Genomic DNA, 19,326 nt, shown 5'->3' on the forward strand with positions numbered 1-19,326 from the left:
AACGCTGCCAGTTTGCAGCGTTTTTTATAGCAAGGAGTTTTATTTATGGAATATAATCCGCCTGTAAAAAAGGTACTTATCAGCGGGGAACAGATAGATAAAAGAGTAAAGGAACTCGCCGATAAGATTTCCGAAGATTATAAAGGAAGAACGCCGATCTTAGTCGGGATCTTGCGGGGCTCGGTATTGTTCTTCTCCAATTTGGTAAAGAATTTGAGCATAGACTGCAATTTGGATTTTATGTGTTTGGCATCGTACAGCGGCACTGAGAGCAGCGGTAAGGTGCGGTTCATTTTGGATATGCGCGAAGACGTAAAAGGGCGCGATGTAATCATAGTGGAAGATATCGTAGATACGGGCATAACGGGGCAATATCTTTTGGATTTGCTTAAGACGAGAAATCCCGCCTCGGTGGAGATATGCTCACTTTTGGATAAACCCTCAAACCGCCAACTTGAGATAAAGCCGAAATATGTCGGTTTTGAGATAGAGAACGAATTTGTAATAGGTTACGGTCTGGATTATAACGAACTGTACCGCAACTTACCTTATATAGGAGTGTTTGATGAAACAAAGAAATAACAAAAGGCTGCCCGGAGTACCGTTAAGGCAGATATTGCTGTGGATATTAACTTTTATAATAGTCGTAAGCATATATTCCAAGATGGGGCAGAACCAAGCCGCCAAAGAGATAGACTATTCCGATTTTAAAGCGAAGGTGACAAACGGGGAGATCTTATCTGTAACGATAACCCCCGATATGGTTACCGGTACATTTAAAGACAATGGCAAAGAATCCAAATTCCAAACGATAAAAGTAGAAGACAACTCGCTGGTGCAGGAGTTGGTCGATGCGAAGGTTCCGTTTAAAGCGCAGGCCGACAAAAGCTGGATATACAGCGTATTGTTCAATATCGGCATGGTGCTTTTGTTCGTATTTGCGTGGTGGTTTTTGTTTATCAGGCCGCAGCGCAACGACGGCAGGAGCGCTTTGAATTTCGCCAAGAGCAAGGCCAAAATGCAAGATCCTTCCAAGCAGGAAGTTACGTTTAAAGACGTTGCCGGCTGCGACGAGGCGAAGGAAGAAATGCAGGATATAATAAAATTTTTGAAAAACCCCAAAAAGTTCCAAACTTTAGGTGCGAAACTGCCCAAGGGCATATTGCTTTACGGTGCGCCGGGTACGGGTAAGACTTTGCTTGCCAAGGCGGTAGCGGGCGAAGCAAAGGTGGCGTTTTTCTCCGCTTCTGCATCGGAATTTGTGGAGATGTTCGTAGGCGTGGGTGCCGCGCGCGTAAGGGATTTGTTCAACAATGCCAAGAATAATGCTCCGGCGATCATTTTTATTGACGAGCTTGACGCCGTCGGGCGCCGTCGTTTTGCCGGCATAGGCGGCGGACATGACGAAAGAGAGCAAACCTTAAACCAACTCTTGATAGAGCTTGACGGTTTTGAAAGCAAGCAGGGTATAATTTTGATGGGCTCTACGAACCGCCCCGATGTATTAGACCCCGCCTTAACCCGCCCCGGCAGATTTGATAGACACATCAATGTCCCCGCGCCGGATATGCAAGGGCGCAAGGATATACTGGAAGTTCACGCCAAGAAAGTCAAAATGGGCAAAGACGTTGATTTGGGTGTAATAGCCAAGAGCACTCCGGGCTTTGTGGGTGCGGATTTGGCCAACGTGATAAACGAAGCGGCGATTTTGGCCGCGCGCGCCGATAAGCCGGCGGTAGAAACAGACGATATAGAAGAAGCGGTGGAAAGAGTAATGGCGGGCCCTCAGAGAAGGAGCCGCGTCATCTCCGAACACGAGAAGCGCGTAATAGCGGCGCACGAGGCAGGCCATACGGTAGTGGCCAAGCATTCCAAACACAGCGATCCTGTGCATAAAGTATCAATAATACCCAGGGGCCCGGCTTTAGGCTATACTATGCAGCTGCCTTTGGAGGATAAATATCTCACCACCAAGAGCGAGATTTTGGACAAACTGACAATACTGCTCGGCGGCCGCGCTGCGGAGGAGATATTGTTCGACGAGATAACCACCGGCGCGCATGACGATTTGTCGCGCACTACGGCCTATGCCAGGAAAATGGTGGCGGAACTGGGTATGAGCGAGAAACTCGGCCCCATATCGGTACAGACCGACCAAAACGAAGTGTTTTTGGGTATGGATTTATCCAGGCACAAAAACTATTCCGAGGAGCTTGCCAGAGAAATTGATAATGAAGTCAGCCTTTTAGTCAAAGAATCTTACCGCAAAGCAAAAGCCATACTTACCGAAAATAGAGCAGCTTTGGAAAAGCTTATAGAACGCCTGCTTGAGAAAGAGGTTGTCGATTCCGACGAAATCGATGAAATACTCGGTTTTAAGAAGGAATCCCAAACCGATGAAAAGGCCGCTTCCGCAGACGAGGAAAAGAAGGCCGATGGCAAAACGCAAATTAGCGATAATGCCGAAAAAACGGAGGAAGAGAATGCCTAAATATTTCGGCACGGACGGCGTCAGGGCTGTTGCGGGTCAGTTTCCGCTTGTAGAGGATTTTATAACAAAGCTGGGCTATTGCGCTTTGAAAGAGATAGAAAAGCAAGGCCGCGCTTTTGCAAACAGAGATGTTATCATAGCGGAAGACTCCCGCGCTTCCGGCCGAGAGATAGCGAGTTATCTTTCCAAAGGGATAAGAGCGGCGGGCTACAATGTGGTGCATATCGGTATCGCGCCTACGCCCGCGGCGTCTTTCCTCACCCAAAAATACAAGGCGGTGTGCGGGATAGTAATATCGGCCAGCCATAACCCGGCGGAATTTAACGGGATAAAATTTTTCTCGCCGCTGGGCTGTAAAATTAACGAGGATTTGGAAGCGTCTATAGAAACGGCGATAGAAAACTGTTCATCCGTCCCCGCGGAAAAGGAAGGGACCTCGTACAGTGAGAAAGGCGAACTCGTAGACGATTATATCGCTTTTCTTAAAAGCACTTTCCCCAAGGATATAGATTTAAAAGACACAAAGATAGTTTTGGATTGCGCCAACGGCGCATCATATAAGATAGCGCCGCGCGTTTTTAAGGAACTTGGCGCGCAAGTGCTGTCTTTAAATACCTTACCCAACGGCGTAAACATAAACGCGGGCTGCGGGGCATTGCACACGCAGGGCATGCAGGACGCGACGAAAGACAATAAAGCCTATATAGGTTTTTCTTTCGACGGAGACGCGGACAGGCTGATCGCTTCCGACGAAAAAGGGCGGCAGCTTGACGGGGATAATATCATCGCGGCGGCGGCGCTTTATTTAAAGGGTAAAGAAGCGCTAAAAGGCAATAAGGTTGTGCTTACGATAATGGCCAATTTGGGCTTAATAAACTTTCTTAAGGCCAATGCGATAGAGCCCGTCCTCACGAAGGTAGGGGATAAATATGTCTTTGAGGAATTAGAAAAGGACGATTTATCCATAGGCGGAGAAACTTCCGGCCATATAATATTTAGGGATATATCGCAGGCGGGGGACGGTATTTTGTGCGCTTTGCAGCTTTTGGCGATAGTTAAATATTCCGGCAAGCCGGCCTCTGCTATAAAGGATTTGTGGACTAAATATCCGCTTAAACTGGTGCCCGTAAAGGTAACGGAAAAGACGCCGCTGGAACAAGTGGACGGCTTTTTGGATTATGTGGCAACCATGCAAAAGGCGATGGGCGAAAAGGGCAGAATAGTGATAAGATACTCCGGCACTGAGCCGCTTTTGAGGATATTGGTGGAAGGCGAAGATAAAGCCTTGGTTGAAGAAACGGCGGAAAAAGTGGCGCAATACTACAAAAGCAAAGCGAGTGCGGCAGTATAAAGAGGTGTATAGTATGAAATTGGAATTAGGCGTAAATATAGATCATATAGCGACTTTAAGGCAAGCGCGCGGGATGAATAATCCAGTCCCGTTTGAAGCCGCCCAAGCGTGTATAAGGCTTGGCGTAGAATATATAGTAATACATTTAAGGCGGGATAGACGCCACATACAGGAAAACGATCTGCGCCTGCTTACCAAAGAGTATAGGGAACATATCCACTTGGAAATGGCCGCCACGCAGGAAATGACGGACTTGGCGGTAAAATACAAACCGGGCTCGGTGTGCATAGTGCCTGAATATCCGGGCGAATTGACGACTTCCGGCGGGCTTAAACTTGACGAGAAACATATCCCCACGATACAAAAGACTGTAAAAATTTTAAAGAAAGCGGGTATAAGGGTAAGCCTGTTTGTCGACCCCAAAGCGGATAATATCCGTTGCGCAAAAAGGATAGGAGCCGACATAGTGGAATTGTGTACCAAAGATTACAGCGAGGCCAAAACGGAAAAACAGCGCCAGTCTTTACTAGAGGAACTTTCCGTAGCCGCCATACTGGGGCGCGAACTCGGGCTTGAGGTCCACAGCGGACACGGCCTGGATTACGATAATGTGGAAGACGTCGCAAATATAAGCGGAATGCAATGCCTTAATATAGGGTTTTCAATAATAGCCAGGGCGGTATTCGTCGGATTGCCGCAGGCCGTATTGGAAATGCGCCAAAAGATTGCTTAGGAGCGGAATATGTGCGGAATAGTGGGATATACCGGCGGTAAAGATTGCGTAGACATTATAATAGACGGGCTTAAAAAACTTGAGTACCGCGGCTATGATTCGGCAGGGATAGCTTTTGAGGAAGACAAAGGCATAGATATTCTTAAAGCCGTAGGCCGTGTGGAGAATTTGGAAAAGTTGGTAATAGCGGGCAAGGTTAAATCTCATTGTGCGATAGCGCATACCCGCTGGGCTACGCACGGCAAGCCAAGCGTTTTAAACAGTCATCCGCACGGCGACTGTAAAGGCGAAGTCGCCATAGTCCATAACGGAATAATAGAGAATTACGACGAACTTAAAAAAGAGCTTTCTTCCAAAGGCCACAAGTTCGCTTCGGAAACCGACAGCGAAGCCGCCGCCCATTTGATAGAAGAAGAATTAAAAAAACAAAAAGATTTTTTTAAGGCTTTCGCCTGCGCCGTAAAGAAGCTTAAAGGGGCGTATGCCCTGGCCGCGACGTATAAAAACGCGCCAGGAGTAATTTGTGTAGCCAAGAAGCAGAGCCCGCTGGTAATAGGGCAGGGCAAAGGCGAATATTATTTGGCTTCCGATGTGCCGGCCTTCCTTAATCACACCAATAAGGCTATATTTTTAGAAGACGGCGATTTGGCGAAGATAACCGCCGACTCCTGCGAGATTTACAATCTTGCCGGCGTGAGGCAAAATCGCAAGGTCAATATAATAAAGTGGAATCCCGCCACCGCTCAAAAAGGCGGATACAAGCACTTTATGATAAAAGAAATTTTTGATCAACCCCAAGCCACAAAAGATACTATTTCCACTTTGCCGCCGGACATCAAAAAGGCTTTCGGTATAATGCCCGCGGCGGCAAGGAAAATCAAGGGACTCTATATAGTGGCTTGCGGGACGGCTTATCACGCTGGGCTGTGCGCCAAGTATGTGATAGAGCACTTTGCGAAATTGCCGGTAGAGGTTGAAACCGCTTCGGAATTTAAATACAGGAGCATAAACTTCCAAAAAGATTGGCTGTTTATAGCGGTGTCGCAGTCGGGCGAAACGGCCGATACCTTGGCCGCTTTAAATAATGCCAAACAGGCGGGCCTTAAGGCTTTGAGCATTTGCAATGTGGTAGGCTCCACTATAACGAGGGCTAGCGATTATACTGTCTATACACACTGCGGTCCGGAAATAAGCGTAGCTTCGACGAAGGCTTTTACCTCCCAGCTGGCGGTACTATACAGCTTCGCTTTGAATATCGCCAAAGAGCATGGAACTATTACGAAAACTGCCTTTGATAAATTATATAAGGAATTTAAGGCGCTGCCCGCACTTATCGAGCAAACGCTTAAAGACGCCGCTCAAATAAAGAAACTTGCTAAAACGGTTTATAAGAGCAATTCCTATATATTCTTGGGCAGGAACGCCGCTTTCCCGATAGCGCTTGAAGGCGCTTTGAAACTTAAGGAGATATCTTATCTCCATGCGGAAGGCTTTGCAGGTGGCGAAATAAAACACGGCCCGATAGCCATAATAGACAAAGGTATGCCCGTGGTGGCTTTGGCACCGAAAGGCGAGCTGTATGAGAAGATGTTGTCTTCCTGCCAGGAAGTCGGCGCGCGCGGTGCGAAGTTGATAATCGTAACCAATGCCCCTTTAAAAGGTGCGGTAGAGGTGCCTTACACAAACGAGTATTTGTTCCCTGTTTTGGCGGTGGTGCCGCTGCAGCTATTGGCTTATTATGTTTCGGATATGCGCGGGCGCGAAATAGATAGGCCGCGCAATCTGGCAAAGAGTGTTACTGTGGAGTAATATGGCGATAATCGGCATAGGTGTCGATATGGAAGATATCTCCCGCTTTAAAAATGCGGAAGAGAAACTCCTCAAGCGCGTTTTTACCGATGCGGAACTTGCCTTTTGCTTTAAATCCGTTAAACCTTGGGAGCGTTTGGCCGCACGCTTCTGCGCTAAGGAGGCCGCTTTCAAGGCTTTGCCTTTTAAAGAAATAGCTTTTAAAAATATAGAGGTTAAAACTTCTCAAGATGGCAAGCCGAACCTCGTAATATATGACGAAAGAGCAAACGGGCTTGATATAAAGCTTTCTTTATCGCATACCGATACGGCTGCGATAGCTTTTGTAGTAGTAAGCGAGTAGCTTATGCAAAAAGCCGAAAGAACTGACAACAACTTCTTTAAAAATAATTACCCGCGCAGAAGCAGAAATTCCTATAAGAATTTAAACGGGAAAGTGTTTATCGTAGCCGGCAGTAAGGATATGCCGGGCGCGGCCGTTTTGGCGGCGCGCGCAGCTTATAGGGCGGGTGCGGGCTTTGTTACGGTGGCAAGCGCGCAACAGTGCAGGGGCGCCTTGATTAAGGCTGTTCCAGAAGCTTTGATATTGGATATACAATCTCCTAAAGGCTATCTTGGCGAAAGCGCTTTAAAAAAGATACAAAGCTATATCAAGCAAAACAAACAAGATATAATCCTTATCGGCTGCGGACTTGGAAAAGGCGCAGATATCACCTTTAAACTTTTACGCTCCGTCAAAACGCCTGCCGTAATAGATGCCGATTCGCTTAACTTCATAGCGAAGCGCGGCATTAACCTTTTAACGGATATACCTTCGATACTTACTCCGCATGAAGGCGAAATAAAGCGGCTGCTTGGCGATATATCTTTTAATAAAGATACCGCCGCTTTGACGATATCGGATATTACCGGAGGCGTTTGCCTGCTCAAAGGCCCGAATACTCAAATTTGTTTTAAAGGGCGTAAACAAATCAACACCAGCGGCAATGAAGGTTTGGCCAAAGCCGGCAGCGGTGACGTGCTCGCTGGCATTATCGCGGCGATATGGGCCAAATTGCTTAAAAACGCTGCGGAAGCGGACGCGCGGGAAAAAGGATTTCTCGCGGCCTGTATGGGAGTGTATCTGCACGGTTTTGCAGCCGATTTGGCCGTTAAAGGCATTTCCAAGGAATCGCTTACGGCAAGCGATGTTATAGCGGCTTTGCCCGTTGCTCTTAAAAAACTTTTGGGATAAAAAAATATAAAATATATATATGACGATACTTATAATCATTCTTTCTATAATACTGATAGCGCTGTTGATGGTCTTTATAGCTTATAAAGAAAGCGACAAAATTATATTGCGCAATACAAAGCGCTCTCAAATAACGGTGTTTCCGGATCAGCTTAAGTTGGAATTTGAAAGGGTTATTTTTAAAAATTCCGACGGCATTACCTTAAAAGGCTGGTTTATACCCTCGGAACAGGAAAGCTCCAAGACAATCGTATTTATGCATGGCTGGGGTATGAATAAAGGCACGATATTGCAAAACACGGCTTTTTTAAGAAGGAAATACAATTTGTTTTATTTTGATTTCAGAGGTTCGGGCGAAAGCGGGGAGGGATTATCCTCCATCGGCTATTTGGAGATACGCGACGCAAAAGCCGCGATAGAAAAACTTATTGAGACTCGCCCCGATGCCTGTAAGGAGATCGGGCTTTACGGCCTTTCGATGGGCGCGGCCGTAGCAATTTATGAGGGTTCTCATAACGATTTGGTCAAATGCGTGGTAGCGGAAGGATGCTATTATTCTTATGAGAAAGTGGTCGCCCGCTGGGCGCGCCTACATAAGCATACGCCGTATTTCCCGCTTGTGGCATTAGCCTTGTATTTCGCCAAGAAGCGATTGGGTATGGATCCCGAGGACTTCAGCCCGAAATACAATATAGAGAAATTAAACGGCAAGCCCGTATTTATAATAAATGGTGCCGACGACACTCTTTCGCCGCGCCATGACGCGCGGAAATTATACCGCCGCGCCAAGGAACCCAAACAGATTTGGATAGTGCCCAACGCCACCCATACGGAAGTGGCCGACGTCGCGGGGCAGCAATACAAAAACAGATTAAATGAATTTTACGATAAGTATTTGTAATATCTAATTTGTTTAAAGGAAATAAATCCCGGCTTTAAGGCCGGGATTTTGTTTGTCGGTTTGTAGTATTTATCTAGAAAAAGTTTTTGTTTAACCCTTTCCCAAAGCGTTCTAAATCCTTCTTGCTTATCTTTATGGCTTTCGTTTTGAAGTCCTTATGCGGATAATATTTTTGTAAATATCCTTGCCAACGGGTAGCTTGCAGGATATGCTTATCCGTTGTGGTTCCACTTTCAAAAGTGCCGTAAAGCCAACGGCGCCCTTTGTTGATGAAATCTCTTATCTTTTTTGCTTCTTCCGGGGTAATCAATTCCTGATCTGACGAGGAGATTTTATTATCTCGGCTTTGTATTATGGCGAACTTGTTATAATTGCGCATATTGTAAACGAACATGGTTCTGTCCGTTACGGCGTATGCCAATGCTCTTTGATCGTCCAAAATGGCGTACACATAAAGGAGTCTGCCTTCATTGTTTTTTATTTTCACCATCGTGCGAGATACTTCATTGTTAAAAGTTATTTCCCGGATTATTCCGCCTGGGGCATATTCATATACGATGGTGTTTTTATCTGCGGGCACTTTTTTTCTTTTATCCGATGTTAAGTCCACAAGGATATATTTGTGCCCGTCGTCTTTAGGAAGGTCTGGCACCTTTAAGGTATAGGGTATGGCGTCGCACTCCGTGCGCGTAGTTTTTTCCAAAAGGTCGAGAGGAGCCCTAAAATCTATTTTCAGGGAAGATTTTATTTGTCCGGTTTTGCAAAATTCGGTAATGTAATAACAACCGTTAAAAAAGTTCAACATCGGTTTCTTGTTTGTTTGCATGCCGTTGCGGAAAGATATTCTTTCGCCATTTTCGTTAGGACAAAAAGATTTAAACTCAAAATTGTTTGCCAAATCCTGGTAGTCTTGGGGTATTTTGTTTGTTTTTCTCATTGTAAGATAGATGGCATTTGCCAGCGCGTCGGCGTCATCGCAGGTAAGATCTCTTGCCCTATCCATTATTGACGGGCGCAGATCGCTGCTGTATACGATGTCTTTCAATTTAGCGCCGCCTCCGTAAGAGTCGGCTATACCCAAACTGTGGCCGACTTCGTGTATTAGTACCTGTTGCATAATGGCGGGGGAAGCTTGTCTTAAATATATGAATGTGCTAAGAAGGCCTTTGTCAAAAGAGCCGGAAGCTAAAGTTTTCAAACGGTTCCAGTAAGGGTCATCTGTTTCCAAAATGCCAATGGATAATCCTGCGTTTATGCTTACAAGTTCCTCATCTGCATGGTAAAGTACTTTTTCCGACATTCCAAATTCTATTATATCCCGCATAAAGGAAAATTCTTCCTCGCGGTTTTGGGCTGTTATTAAATCGTTAAGATTTTCGAACCAGGCATTATAAGCTTTAGTCGGATCTACTGTTGCTTTATCCGGTGTCAGCGGCGTTTGCGTGTTGTTTTGCCTTATGAATATTAGGTAGGCAATACTTTCTTGGTTCACGATATGGTCAATGGCGTATCTTTGGCTGCCGCGAATATCGGAATCTAAATGCGATTGCAAAAGCACATACGGCGCCGCATAAAGGGCCGACGACGTAATTGCAAATAAAAGAGAAAATAAAAGTTTATTCATAATTAAAGTCTATATAAAAGAAAATAAAAAATACAGGGTAAAAAGACCTAAATTCATTTGGGCCTTTAGGGCGTAAAAATGATACTGTTAAAGCGGACGCAATATTCAGAAGTTGTTTTAAGCAATATCAAAGTATTTTATATTCTTGTTAAGCCTTTAATATTCTTGCCAAAATCCACGATATCCTTATCAGTTATTTTCAGGTCCTCATAGTTGACGGCTGCGTTGCTGTGCGGATAATATTCGTTAAGATATTCCTGCCAGCGTATTCCTTGTTGTAAAATCTGTTCGGGTGCTGCGCCCGTTTCAAAAACTCCGTAGGGTTTTTCCCCGTCGTATCGGAAAAGGTTATAAATCTTGCGCAGTTCTTGCCGCATAGCCGGATTGTTTATGCCTATTTCTTCAATGGGTTGGCTGCTGTAATAAAATTTCATTCCCACAAAAGATGAAGGGGTGAGGGTATCGTATAGCATTGCCACTCTTTCCGCAAGCGAATATAAGAAAGCGTATCCGTCATCTAAAAGAGCATAGATATATAATAACCCTCCGTCTTTATCTTTGACTCTTACGGTTGTTTTGGCCGTTCCCTCTTTAAATCTTATTTCCCGTATAATATTGGCTACGTGTTCATAGATGACGGTATTCTTTGCGGCGGGTATTTTCTCTTGGGCGCCTGAGTATAAGTCTACAAATTTGAAAGTTAAATTCTGCTCCAAGGATATATCTGGTTTTTCCGCTTGATATGGAATAGACTCGCAAACCTTTTTCCTTTCTTTTTTAAATAGATTGATAGGTTCTAACGCATTTATTTCCAAAGTGTCTTTAATGTCGCCGTTTTTGCAAAACTCCACTATATAGTAATGCCCTTTTACGTAAGAGATAATAGGCTTTCTGTTAATTTGTTTAGTATCTCTTAAAATTACAGGTTCTTGATTTTCGGTTCGGCAAAACGATTTGAACTCAAAATAGTTTATAAGTTTTGCTTTAAACTTTTCCTGTGTTTTTTTATTGTCCTTAAGTGCTTTGAGGGGTTGATCTGCTTCTTTGATGAAATACTGAGGCAGCTTGTTTTTATATCGTAAGGTTTTATATATAACATTCATTAAGGCGTCGGCATCATCGCAGGTGAAAGTTAACTCCTTTCCCATTAAGGAAGGTTTTAAGTCGCTGCCGTATTCTATTTCTTTTAACATTGGTCCGCCCATATAAGCATCGCTTATTCCCAAGCTGTGGCCTACCTCGTGGGTGAGAACCTTTTGAAGGTCCTTTTCGCTTTCCATATTGATATATATAAAGATTTTGTCGTAATCCCTTAAGAAAAGCCCGCCCGCCAAAGTTTTTATTGTTTTCCAATAAGGATCGTTTTCAAAAGCGAGATATACCGTAAGTCCATTTGCTTTGTCGATGTCATTTTCGTATTCCGGATATACTACTTTATCCGACATCCCGAAATCTATTATATCTTGAAAGAAGGCAAACTCTTCCTGCCGCCCTTGTTTGACTATGAAATCGTTAAGATTTTTAAACCAATCGTTATAGGCCTTTGTGACGTTTACCGGGCTGTTTTCCTGGCTTATGGGTATTTCTGCGCCGCTTCTTTTGTCTATAATTTTGAAAGGCGCGGGAGTCATGTCGACTATATGGTCTATGATGTATTCTTTTTGGCCCTTATTGCGGTAGAAATCGCTTCGTGTTTTCAAGAAATACTGGCTGCTCGCGGCGAAGGCCGGGCAGGCACCGTAAAGGGTAGCGAACAATAGTAATAAAAAACTCTTCATATTTAAAATTTATATAAATAAAAGCGTAATGAAAAGAGCTAAAAGGCCCATTTAAAGGTGGGCCTTTTGGCACGAAGACTAGTTGCGATCTTGCGCTTAAATGGTAAAGTTTATTTCTTTTTTGCTTGTTCTTCTTTTTGTCTGAATACGCTTATAAGCTGTTGGCTGTAAGCGTAGAATTTATAGAAATCGCCGGAGGTGTTTCTTGCCGACAGTTCATCAATGGTAATATAGAAAGTCTTGTTTTTATTTATGACGAAAAGCGTTATTTTGGATGGATCCTTTGGCTCAGGCAGAATGTCGCAAGGCATCATTTTGTCGCAGAGTTTGGCGCCTTCCTCTATAAAGGTAAGGGCGGCGTTCTTTACGCTGTCCTCGTTCTCTCCGATAAGCCCGCCTATGCCTGCGGGGCTGTTGTTTTCGAAGTAGAGGCTGGCGTTGCCCAATACGGAGGCTGCCAAGATGATATTTTTTAGTATGCCGTTATGGTCCTTCATACAATATTCCAGCCCGGCCACCAGGATTTCTTCCTTGCCGATGCCTTTAAGTTCTTTTTTGCTTTCCAAATTGTTTACGTCCAGCCAGAAGCCTCTCATATTTTTATAGGCGTTATTCATAGCTACCCCCTTGCTAAGCAAATCTTTTTAATATACATTGAAATTATATCAGTTCTCGGAGGTTTTATGCAGGCTAAAGGCAGAGTTGTTATCTTGATGATGGATTCTTTCGGCATCGGCGGCGCTAAGGATGCGGCTTCTTTTGGAGATGAAGGTGCAAACACTTTTTTGCACATAGCCGAAAACTATAAAAATCTTAGGGTGCCTAATTTAAAGAAACTTGGTCTTGTAGAGGCGGGCAAGGCTTCTTGCGGAGTATCCGCCCCTACCGACGAAAGCGCGAAAGCGGATTTTGATTTGCCTTCAAAATATGGATATATGAAGGAAGTAAGCAAAGGGAAAGACACTTCTTCCGGCCATTGGGAAATGGCTGGCGTGCCGGTAACTTTTAATTGGGGTTATTTTAAACCGGAGTATCCGTCTTTTCCGGAGGATTTGATAAAAGCGATATGCGAGGAAGCCGGCCTAAAGGGAATACTGGGCAATAAGGCGGCTTCGGGCACGGTGATAATAAATGAACTCGGCGAGGAGCATATAAAGACGGGTTTGCCGATATGCTATACTTCGGCCGACAGCGTGTTCCAAATCGCGGCGCACGAAAAATATTTCGGTTTGGATAAATTATATCGTCTTTGCGAGATAGCTTTCAAACATTTAAAGCCATACAATATAGCGCGCGTAATAGCGCGGCCTTTTGAGGGCGAGAAAGCGGGCGAATTTAAACGCACTAAGAACCGCCACGATTATTCCGTCAAGCCGCCCGCTCCCACGGTGCTTGATATTATGAAAGAGGCTGGCGGGCAGGTAATATCTGTCGGAAAAATATCCGATATTTTCGCCGCGCAGGGCATTACCCGCGCGGTAAAAGCCAGCGGTCTTGAGGAGCTTTGGGATGTAACTTTAAGCGAAGTTAAATCCGCGCCCAAAGGCAGCATAATATTTACCAACTTTGTGGATTTCGATATGACTTGGGGCCACCGCCGCGATATAAAAGGCTATGCCGAAGGTTTGGAATATTTTGATTCCAGATTAAAAGATTTGGCGGCGATACTTGAAGATGAAGACATCGTCTTTATAACCGCCGACCACGGCTGCGATCCGCATTATAAAGGCAGCGATCATACCCGCGAGCAGGTGCCGGTGATAATGTTCGGCAAGAAGGTTGAACCTGGCTTTATCGGCGGGCGGGAGAGTTTTTCGGATATAGCCGCGACGATAGCCGATTATTTTAAGCTCAAAGCGCCCTTAAACGGAAAGAGTTTCCTCTAAGCAATTAAATCATAAAAAGATAAGCCCCCGCGGTTATGCGGGGGTTTTCGCGTTTAAATTTTGTCGGCGCCATTATCCCAACAATCTGCGCCCGGCAAGAATTGCCGCCAAGGGGCGGGTAGGCTTATAACGTTCGAAAATCATTTTGGCTATTGAGGTAAGCGGTACGGCCAGCAAAGCTCCCATAACGCCCCAAACCAAAGCCCAAAAGATTAAACAGGCTATAACTATTACTGGGTTTAAATCCATACCCTTGCCCAGCCATTTCGTTTCAAGTATATTGCCTATGACGAAATGTATCGTAATCAACAAGGAAATCGCCAATATTATATGCCAGTCAAACCCGTATTGCAGGAAAAGCACCGGTATCGGCAGCATAGTGGCTATAAAAGGCCCGATGTTTGGGATAAAATTCAGCGCGAAGGTAATAAACGCTATCATTAAAGCCAGCTCTGCCCCGACCAAAGTAAGCGTAAGCCAGGTAAAGAAACCCGTCAATAGAGAAACGAGGATTTTTATTATCAGGTAATAGGAAATTTGCTTTTCTATATTGCTTACGAAATTTGTTTTTTCCTTGGTGCTGCTCATAAAAATAAATATTACGAACAGCGAAATTAAACCCGCATTGGTGAATATGGAAACAATATTGCTGCCCATGGTTTTGACCATATTGAAAACGGGTATATTGTTAAGGTAGTTCATCAGCACTTCTGAGTTTAACACTATGCCCATTTTTTGCGCCGTCAAAATAAACCAGTCGATGGTATCATTAAGTTTTGAGGCGTAAATATCGGTGCTTTGGATAAAAGATTCTATTGAGGCGGAAATGAAGAATATCGAAAGAACCGAAAGGCAAACGAACAACAATACCGTAGCCAAAAGGCCCAGAAAGGTAGGGACGTGCCATTTTTCTTTCATATACGCCGCGGCGGTATTTAAAAGCATGTAGATAAAATAAGCGATTACGAAAGGCATTAAAATGACTCTCGTGTAAACCAGAAACGCCGTAAGCGCGCCCGCGGCGAGTATCATCAGGCAGACATTATTTGCCGCGGCGAACTGTTCCAACTTTTTATTTATATTATTTGTCTTCATCTATATCCTTAAGCCATAAATCTCCGCCGATGTCGCTTGGCAGGCGCAGGTCCGCGCGCGGGCTTATGGCGGCGGAGCCTATTTTCGGGCCGTCGGGCAGGCAGGATCTTTTAAACTGCTGGCTGAAAAATCTTCTAAAAAACACTCTAAGCCATTTGAGTATTTGATTTTTGGAATATTTATCTTTAAAAGCGTATTGTGCCAGGAATAGTATCTTTTTCGGCTCGAAGTTATATCTCAAAAAATAATACAGGAAGAAATCGTGCAGTTCATAGGGACCGACAAAATCTTCCGTCTTTTGAGCAATTTTCCCGCTTTTGTCCGCGGGCAGAAGCTCGGGGCTGATTGGGGTATCGACAATATCAAGCAATATGTTTTTTACTTCCGAATTGTCGTTCTTTTGCGCCAAATATTTGACCAAATGTTTTACCAAAGTTTTTGGCACACCGCAGTTGACGCCGTACATAGACATATGATCCCCGTTGAACGTAGCCCAGCCCAAAGCCAATTCCGACATATCGCCAGTACCTATAACCAACCCGCCGTATTTGTTTGCCAGATCCATCAGTATTTGTGTGCGTTCGCGTGCTTGGGCATTTTCATAAACGGAATCTTTCAAATTCTTGTTATGCCCTATATCTTTAAAGTGCGTTAGGCAGGCTTGTTTAATGTCTATCTCCTTAAAATCTGCGCCCAGCAGTTTGATTAGTTTTACGGCGTTGCGGTAAGTCCTGTCCGTGGTGCCGAAACCTGGCATTGTAACGGCCAGGATATCGCTTGCGGGCAAATTGAGTCTATCAAGAGTTTTTTTGCAGATTAAAAGCGCCAAGGTGGAATCCAGCCCGCCCGAAACCCCTATAACCAGTTTGCGTGCTTTGGTGTGCATGATGCGTTTTGCCAAAGCGGCGGCTTGGATTTCCGTTATTTCGGAAAATCTTTCTTCCGCGGCGAAGCCCTGAGGCACGAAAGGAGATGAATTTATTTTTCTGCTTAGTTTTATTTCTTTAGCGCCTGAGTTTATTTCAACAGTTCTGTATTCTTTTTTGCAGTTTGACGCGCAGTCTTTAAAAGTGGTGTTTGTCAGCCTTTCGTTCCTTAAGGCTTGGACGTCAATTTCGCTCATCATTATTTGCGGTTTTAGGCTGAAGCGTTCGGATTTTTCAAGCAAGGTCCCGTTTTCAAAAATAAAGGCGTTGCCGGCAAAAACGGCGTCGCTTGTAGATTCTCCGAAGCCGCAAGAGGCATAGACATATCCCGCCAGGCACCTTGCCGATTGCTGGCTTGCCAAACTTTTAAGATATTGATATTTGCCGGTAAGCTCATCGGAGGCGGAAAGATTGAAAATGATTTCCGCGCCCGCCTGCGCCGCGAAGGAAGAAGGCGGTATCGGCGCCCAGAGGTCCTCGCATATTTCTACGGTGAAAACGGCGTCTTTTGTCTTAAAGAGCAAATCCGTGCCGAGAGGTATTTCTTTCCCGCCGATGATTATCGTTTTGTTTTGTATATCGGCGGCGGAAGAAAAATATCTTTTCTCGTAAAATTCTTTATAATTGGGCAGGAAGGTTTTGGGTACTATCCCCATTATTTCGCCTTTATGCAATACGGCCGCGGCGTTTATCAGTTTGCCCTCAAACAACAAAGGCAAACCCAATATCGTCACGATATCCAAGGCCTTAGTTTGTTGCGCCGCTGTCAAAAGTTGTTTAAGAGCGGCATTTATCAATAGCGGATTAAGAAACAAATCCCCGCAGGTATAACCCGTCAAAGAAAGCTCTGGCAGCAGGGCGAAATTCGCTCCGCGCGAAGATGCTTCCTTAACCGCTTTGACTATTTCCGCTCGGTTAAATTCCGTATTTGCCGGCAGCACTTGCGGTATTATCGCGGCCGCCTTTATAAAACCGTAATTCATAATATATAAATTAGCAAAAAAAGGGGGAAAACGGCAATTTTGCCAATATTATTTTATCCCCGTTACTTTATAGCCCGCGTTTTCTACCGCGCGGATAATATCTTGGTCCGAAATGTTTTGCGGTATTTGGGCCGTGGCGGTTTTTGCGTTCAAGTCTATTTCAGCATCTATTCCCAAAGCCGCCAGCGCGGTTTTGACTCTGCCCGCGCAGTGTTGGCAGGCCATACCTTCAATATGGATAATTTTTGTCATATAATTCTCCTTGTTTTTTACGGGATTGAAATTGGCGAGTCTTAAAGAGTTTAAAACTACGCAAACGGAACTTAAAGCCATAGCGCTGGCGGCGAACATGGGGTTTAGCTGCCAGCCCAAGGCTTTATAGAAAACGCCTGCCGCCAGCGGTATGCCCGCGGCATTATAAAACAGCGCCCAAAACAGGTTTTGCTTGATGTTGGTTATCGCCACGCGGCTTAGTCTAATGGCGTAGGCCGCGTCGGAAAGTTTATCGTGCATAAGCACTATGTCGGCAGAGTCTGCGGCGATATCACTGCCTGCGCCGATGGCTATGGCGAGGTCTGCCCGGGCGAGGGCGGGGGCGTCGTTTATGCCGTCGCCTATCATCGCGGCGGTTTTGCCCTGCTTTTGAAGATCTCGGACGAAATTTTCTTTATCCGCGGGCAATACTTCCGCTTTAAAATTTTCTATTCCCAGTTCTTTTGCCAAAGCCGAAGCGGTAAGTTCATTGTCGCCCGTAAGCATATATACTTCAAGGCCCATTTCACGAAAGGCTTTTAAAGCCTCTTTGGCGTCGGGTTTGATTTGGTCGGCCAAAGCGATTAGCCCCAATGCGGTTTTGTCTTGAGTGAAAAACAAAACCGTTTTGCCTTGCTCAGAGAGCTGACGCGCTTTTTGTTTAAATTCCGATACGTCTACGCTTTCTTTATCCATCAATTTTAAATTCCCGGCTAAAGTTTCTTTGCCTTGACACAACGCTTTTACGCCGAAGCCTTCTCCGTAGCGGAAGTTTTCGGCCTTAAACGGGGTTATGTTGTTTTGCTTTGCGTAATCGGTTATGGCTTTGGCCAAGGGGTGGGAGGATAAAGCCTCTATGCCGGCGGCGGCCGAGATAAGTATATTTTCATCCTTTGCGACGATATCCGTTACCGCGGGCTTGCCTTGCGTCAGTGTGCCGGTTTTATCCAAGACTATACAGTCAATTTTTATGCCCGTTTGAATGCTTTTTGCGTTTTTTATCAAGACGCCGTTCCTTGCGCCGCTGCCGGTAGCGCACATAATGGCGGTAGGCGTAGCCAAGCCCAAAGCGCAAGGGCAGGATATTACCAATACCGCAACGGCGCAGTTAAGCGCGAAGGGGAAAGAATACCCCGCCAAAAGCCAGATAACTGCGCTTATTAATGCTATGGCGATTACCGCAGGCACGAAAACGGAGCTTATTTTGTCGGCCAGTTCGGCTATCGGCGGCTTTGAGGCATTTACGTCCCTCATTAATTTGATTATTTGGGCAAGAGTTGTATTATCGCCGACTTTTTCCGCCTTAAAAATAAAATATCCGTCGGTATTTATCGTCGCGCAAATTACTTTGTCGCCCGCTTTTTTGTGTACGGGGACGCTTTCCCCGGTGACGAACGATTCGTCCATAAAACCTTCGCCCTTGTCAATAATACCGTCCGCGGGGAGGCGCTGCCCGCTTCTTATGACTATCAAATCGCCTTGTGTGAGTTGGGCTACGGGTATATTTTGGTTTTTGCCGCCGCGGATAACCTCCGCCGTTTGGGGCGCCAAATCGATAAGTTTCTCTATGGCTTTGGAAGTGCGGCTTTTGGCGCGTTCCTCCAGAAATTTGCCAAGACTTACAACGCTTAGGATCACTGCCGCGGATTCAAAATACAGGCTGTGCGACAGATGTTCGGCGTGGCCGTAGTCGCCAGCTTTCGCCGCCAGCAATATCCCCGCTAAGGAGTATAAACTGTAAAACAAAGCCGCGCCCGAACCTATCGCTACCAGGCTGTCCATATTGGGCGAGCCTTTAAAAAGGCTCCTAAAGCCGGATAGAAAATATCTAAAATTCAGGCCGACGATCGCCAGAGTAAATAAAGCCTGCAGACAGCCGTTCAAGACGGGCGAAAGGGCTTTTGCCAAGGGTAGGCCGAACATAGCCCCCATGGATATATACATCAGCGGTATTAGAAGAATAAAGGAAAGGATAAGCCTTTTCTTTGTGGGGGAAAAATCTTTTTTTGCGGGCGCGGCGTTATTTTGCAGGACGCTTGCGCCGTATCCCGCCCGTATTACGGCGGAGATAATATCCCGCTCGGATACGGCGTCTTCCTCAAATTGTACGCTTAGCGTGTTAAGCAACAAGTTCACGCGCGCTTCTTTGACGCCTTTAAGGGCGCGTACGCTTCTCTCCACCGCCGCAGAGCAGGCGGCGCAGGACATTCCAGTAATCAAAAAAGTTTGTTTCATAACGCTTTAAAGCAGGCTTTGTTTTTTG

The 19,326-nt window shown here is 45.3% G+C and carries 15 protein-coding genes; 9 read left to right on the forward strand and 6 right to left on the reverse strand.

From position 1 onward, the window contains the following. Positions 1 to 45: 45 nt before the first annotated feature. The 8 genes from hpt to ACQY3M_RS03030 are packed head-to-tail and all read left to right on the forward strand — an operon-like array spanning position 46 to position 8,519. Complete coding sequence (hpt, locus tag ACQY3M_RS02995; RefSeq protein WP_428065985.1) at positions 46 to 582, forward strand: hypoxanthine phosphoribosyltransferase; 537 nt, start codon at positions 46 to 48, stop codon at positions 580 to 582. Next, positions 566 to 2,491 (forward strand): ATP-dependent zinc metalloprotease FtsH, encoded by a 1,926-nt coding sequence (gene ftsH, locus ACQY3M_RS03000; protein WP_428065986.1) that lies wholly within the window; start codon positions 566 to 568, stop codon positions 2,489 to 2,491. The genes hpt and ftsH overlap by 17 nt, the downstream gene beginning before the upstream one ends. Beyond that, complete coding sequence (glmM, locus tag ACQY3M_RS03005; RefSeq protein ID WP_428065987.1) at positions 2,484 to 3,842, forward strand: phosphoglucosamine mutase; 1,359 nt, start codon at positions 2,484 to 2,486, stop codon at positions 3,840 to 3,842. Before ftsH ends, glmM begins: the two co-directional genes overlap by 8 nt. A gap of 13 nt (positions 3,843 to 3,855) precedes the next feature. After that, positions 3,856 to 4,575, forward strand: a complete 720-nt coding sequence (locus ACQY3M_RS03010) for a pyridoxine 5'-phosphate synthase (protein WP_428065988.1) — start codon at positions 3,856 to 3,858, stop codon at positions 4,573 to 4,575. Positions 4,576 to 4,584: 9 nt separating this feature from the next. Further along, complete coding sequence (gene glmS / locus ACQY3M_RS03015; protein ID WP_428065989.1) at positions 4,585 to 6,384, forward strand: glutamine--fructose-6-phosphate transaminase (isomerizing); 1,800 nt, start codon at positions 4,585 to 4,587, stop codon at positions 6,382 to 6,384. A 1-nt stretch (position 6,385) separates the two neighbouring features. Next, a complete protein-coding gene (gene acpS / locus ACQY3M_RS03020) occupies positions 6,386 to 6,727 on the forward strand; it encodes a holo-ACP synthase (protein ID WP_428065990.1) in 342 nt (113 codons plus the stop codon). Positions 6,728 to 6,730: 3 nt separating this feature from the next. Next, the gene (locus ACQY3M_RS03025; RefSeq protein WP_428065991.1) at positions 6,731 to 7,618 is read left to right on the forward strand and encodes an NAD(P)H-hydrate dehydratase; all 888 of its coding nucleotides are present in this window, start codon (positions 6,731 to 6,733) and stop codon (positions 7,616 to 7,618) included. A 19-nt stretch (positions 7,619 to 7,637) separates the two neighbouring features. Further along, on the forward strand, positions 7,638 to 8,519 hold the full coding sequence (locus ACQY3M_RS03030; protein ID WP_428065992.1) for an alpha/beta hydrolase: 882 nt from the start codon (positions 7,638 to 7,640) through the stop codon (positions 8,517 to 8,519). A 73-nt stretch (positions 8,520 to 8,592) separates the two neighbouring features. Here the strand turns inward: ACQY3M_RS03030 and ACQY3M_RS03035 are convergent, their stop codons facing one another. The 3 genes from ACQY3M_RS03035 to ACQY3M_RS03045 all read right to left on the reverse strand — a co-directional run bounded on the left by ACQY3M_RS03035 (position 8,593) and on the right by ACQY3M_RS03045 (position 12,538). Beyond that, entirely contained in the window at positions 8,593 to 10,143 is a 1,551-nt protein-coding gene (locus ACQY3M_RS03035; RefSeq protein ID WP_428065993.1) for a hypothetical protein, read from the reverse strand. 137 nt (positions 10,144 to 10,280) lie between these two features. Continuing rightward, positions 10,281 to 11,921, reverse strand: a complete 1,641-nt coding sequence (locus ACQY3M_RS03040; RefSeq protein WP_428065994.1) for a hypothetical protein — start codon at positions 11,919 to 11,921, stop codon at positions 10,281 to 10,283. A 110-nt stretch (positions 11,922 to 12,031) separates the two neighbouring features. Continuing rightward, entirely contained in the window at positions 12,032 to 12,538 is a 507-nt protein-coding gene (locus tag ACQY3M_RS03045) for a hypothetical protein (RefSeq protein ID WP_428065995.1), read from the reverse strand. A 66-nt stretch (positions 12,539 to 12,604) separates the two neighbouring features. On the opposite strand from ACQY3M_RS03045, the gene ACQY3M_RS03050 reads away from it, so the two are divergent. Next, positions 12,605 to 13,807 carry a phosphopentomutase gene (locus ACQY3M_RS03050; protein WP_428065996.1) on the forward strand — a complete coding sequence of 401 codons (1,203 nt, stop codon included), beginning with the start codon at positions 12,605 to 12,607 and terminating at the stop codon, positions 13,805 to 13,807. Between the two features lie 72 nt (positions 13,808 to 13,879). Here ACQY3M_RS03050 and ACQY3M_RS03055 read toward each other — a convergent pair whose 3' ends face one another. Genes ACQY3M_RS03055 through ACQY3M_RS03065 form a run of 3 tightly spaced genes read right to left on the reverse strand, consistent with a single transcriptional unit; the run spans position 13,880 to position 19,298 of the window. Next, entirely contained in the window at positions 13,880 to 14,902 is a 1,023-nt protein-coding gene (locus ACQY3M_RS03055) for an AI-2E family transporter (protein WP_428065997.1), read from the reverse strand. Next, the gene (locus tag ACQY3M_RS03060) at positions 14,889 to 16,811 is read right to left on the reverse strand and encodes an NAD(+) synthase (RefSeq protein WP_428065998.1); all 1,923 of its coding nucleotides are present in this window, start codon (positions 16,809 to 16,811) and stop codon (positions 14,889 to 14,891) included. The genes ACQY3M_RS03055 and ACQY3M_RS03060 overlap by 14 nt, the downstream gene beginning before the upstream one ends. Before the next feature lie 48 nt (positions 16,812 to 16,859). Next, entirely contained in the window at positions 16,860 to 19,298 is a 2,439-nt protein-coding gene (locus ACQY3M_RS03065) for a heavy metal translocating P-type ATPase (RefSeq protein ID WP_428065999.1), read from the reverse strand. Positions 19,299 to 19,326: the final 28 nt, after the last annotated feature.

It is taken from the genome of Candidatus Proelusimicrobium volucris, from assembly GCF_959605025.1.
In the GTDB taxonomy this organism is placed as follows: domain Bacteria; phylum Elusimicrobiota; class Elusimicrobia; order Elusimicrobiales; family Elusimicrobiaceae; genus Proelusimicrobium; species Proelusimicrobium volucris.